The 2,556-nt window shown below is 59.2% G+C and carries 2 protein-coding genes and 3 pseudogenes; 2 read left to right on the top strand and 3 right to left on the bottom strand.

The annotated features are described in order from the left end of the window. Positions 1 to 108 precede the first annotated feature (108 nt). Positions 109 to 1,371, bottom strand: a pseudogene (locus tag JMY24_RS37865) (IS30 family transposase). A 70-nt stretch (positions 1,372 to 1,441) separates the two neighbouring features. Here JMY24_RS37865 and JMY24_RS39535 point away from each other — a divergent pair. Continuing rightward, a pseudogene (locus JMY24_RS39535) lies at positions 1,442 to 1,549 on the top strand (IS3 family transposase); the annotation flags it as partial. Positions 1,550 to 1,728: 179 nt separating this feature from the next. Here JMY24_RS39535 and JMY24_RS37860 read toward each other — a convergent pair. After that, positions 1,729 to 2,076: a hypothetical protein gene (locus JMY24_RS37860; RefSeq protein WP_236597782.1), complete on the bottom strand. Its 348-nt coding sequence runs from the start codon at positions 2,074 to 2,076 to the stop codon at positions 1,729 to 1,731. 38 nt (positions 2,077 to 2,114) lie between these two features. Between JMY24_RS37860 and JMY24_RS39860 the strand changes: the two are divergent. Further along, a pseudogene (locus tag JMY24_RS39860) lies at positions 2,115 to 2,445 on the top strand (IS21 family transposase); the annotation flags it as partial. Here the strand turns inward: JMY24_RS39860 and JMY24_RS39160 are convergent. Further along, positions 2,364 to 2,556: hypothetical protein (locus JMY24_RS39160; RefSeq protein ID WP_236597781.1), on the bottom strand; the 193-nt coding region annotated here is incomplete at its 5' end. The pseudogene JMY24_RS39860 and the gene JMY24_RS39160 overlap by 82 nt on opposite strands.

Below are 2,556 nucleotides of genomic sequence, written 5' to 3'. Positions count from 1 at the left end.
ATATCCCGCCCGCCGAAGCTGAGGCAAACTACTATCGGCAACTTGAAACAGCTGCCGCAGAACCCGCATCAACTTAAACCAACCAGCCTCCACGATTCCCGGGACGGTTCAAACAGATTTTAGGTACTCGTCCAGAGCTTCGGCCGGTGTCTTCCAACCAAGCGTTTTCCGAGGCCTGGAGTTGAGTGCATTGGCAACGGCCTGGATCTCTCGAGCGCTCCACCGAGACAGGTCTGTACCCTTTGGAAAGTATTGCCGCAAGAGGCCGTTCGTATTCTCGTTCGTGCCGCCACGATCTCAGGTCAATGACCGCCACAACTGGGCAGGCATGTCAGTCACGGTCTTCTTGAGCGCATTGGCCATCGTGACAGCTCCGTAGCCAGCCAGCGCAGGACCATTCTTCGCCCTGGGCATCAGCCCGTAGCCTTCCTCGCGAGGCAGGTGGACAAGCATGGTGAATCGGCTTGATCGTTCGACCAGCGTTCCGATCGCGGACCGGTTCAGGCCGATGATCAGGTCACCCTCCCAATGCCCCGGCACAGCACGATCCTGCGCTTCTGCAGGCCGGCTAGAGATCATCACATCCTCGCTAACGTGGGCCCAAGCCTTGGCTTGTGCCCTGGCCCTCGGCACGCGCAACGCCCGCCTGCGCAGACAGCTAACCAGCTCGCGCTTGAGAGCAGCTCGGCCCTGGATATAGAGAGCCTGGTAAATGGCTTCGTGAGAGATGCGCATGGATTCGTCATCGGGGAAGTCGGTCTGCAGCCGGTTGGAAATCTGTTCGGGCGACCAGCCATTGACCCATTTACGGTCACCGCGATGCGGTTTGTTTCTCGCTTTGAACGGTGCCTGCCGAGGCCCAGCAATCGCACGGCCATCAGCATCGCGAACCTTGCCCTCCAGACGGTCTTGCACGTAGTGGCGCAACCGTGGGTTAGTCACCAGTTTCGGAGGCTTGGGTCTTTGGGCAACCAGTTCCGCTTTCCACTGCGCAACCGAAGCCCGATACTCAAGCCGTCCGCTACGAGTTGCGGCGTTACGTGTCAGTTCCCGGGAGACCGTCGATGGGCTGCGTCCGATACGGCGACCAATCTCTCGTACCCCGACGCTCTGGAACGAAAGTAGTCCAATCTCTTGTCGCTCCGCGAACGACAAGTACCTCCCGGATATCGGACTCGACATGGAAAGTGCCATGCCACCATTATGACGGAACCAGCGAGTGCCTACTGCCTGCGACACGCCGACCGCCTCTGCAGCCTTCTCACTTGTAATGCCTGTTGCGATTTGCTCCCAGAATCGCCGCTCGATCTCACGCCGATGCGATGGCGCACCTGGCGAGCGCATCGCTCCTCGCCCTGTCAACTTCTGCATCCACCCCGCGGGTCGTCCCATAAACACCTCCTCGATTAAAGGTGTTGCGACGACCGGTTGAATCCGCCCAGAATACATCGAAATCTTTTACAACCGGCAGCGAACACAGGAACGCCTGGACTACCTGTCGCCGGCCGCTTTCACGCAGCGATTCGATTTGAGTAAAATCGCTGCTTAACGCGTTGGCGTCCACGGATTCCGACTGACCTCAGCAACAGCATCGCGTAGTCGCGCTTACCGCAGGGCGAACGTCGATCAACGCTCGCCAAGACCTTCTCGACTTGATCGCAACTGATTGACCGCGGAATTCCTGCGTGTCGGTACGATTGTGGAAACTCGACGAGCGAGCTGAGATCCTTAGAAAGCACCAGCGAACTGGTGAAGATGGAAGCGGTATTGGAGAATAGTACGCAGGCGAAGTCCCTTCTCCTCGACAAGGTACGTCAGGGATTGCGGAGCCTGCCGTTCGAACGGGTTATCTGGCTTGTGCGGACGACCAGGGCCGACATATCCGTCAATCGCCAGAGGCAGCATCTGGCAAATGGGATTGCGCACCTCATGGGCAAATCGGCTTCTTCGAGAAGCACTTCGTCCACGCCCATGCCGCCGAATCCAATCTTGCACAAACGGTTCGACATGATCGCTCAGTTGCATGAACTCATTCGCGCCGTGCGCCTCTGCGTAGTCGCCGAAGCTAAACAGCACTGGAACGCGATGCAGTACGCTACGCGCCGTGTAGTGGTGCTCTGTTCGAGGAGGGGAAGCCGCACCTCCGAGCATTGCCGCTGGCTGCATTCCGTTACTTCAAGCAGGTCGTTCGCACTGTCTCCGACGAACAACCATTCGCATCGACCACAGCTGGTACGCAGCCCGTCTTGCGGCGTCCGTTGAATCCGTCCCGGCAAACCGCCTTCCTGCTCTCAACCGCAGGCGACCGGTCCGCAAATGAAGGCACTTTGCCAGCGAATGTCTGAAGCCCAAGGACGCGTCGGTCAGCGGGGCATGTAGGGCATCGTCGGTCTGGCAAAGAGATGCCCGGTTCGCATCGTTGAGCAAGCCTGCAGCCAGGCACTGCCGTAGGCCATGCCCGCCGCCGTGCTTTCCATACGTCGCAGCCATTCCTGCCACGGCAGCATGACCGGATTCATGGGGGCATGCGTCGGCCATTGCTCGCTCCAGGCCGTT

The sequence above is a fragment of the Paraburkholderia kirstenboschensis genome (assembly GCF_904848585.1).
Classification (GTDB): domain Bacteria; phylum Pseudomonadota; class Gammaproteobacteria; order Burkholderiales; family Burkholderiaceae; genus Paraburkholderia; species Paraburkholderia kirstenboschensis.
Note: the sequence above shows the minus strand (reverse complement) of the source record. Positions and strands in the feature narration are given on the sequence as shown.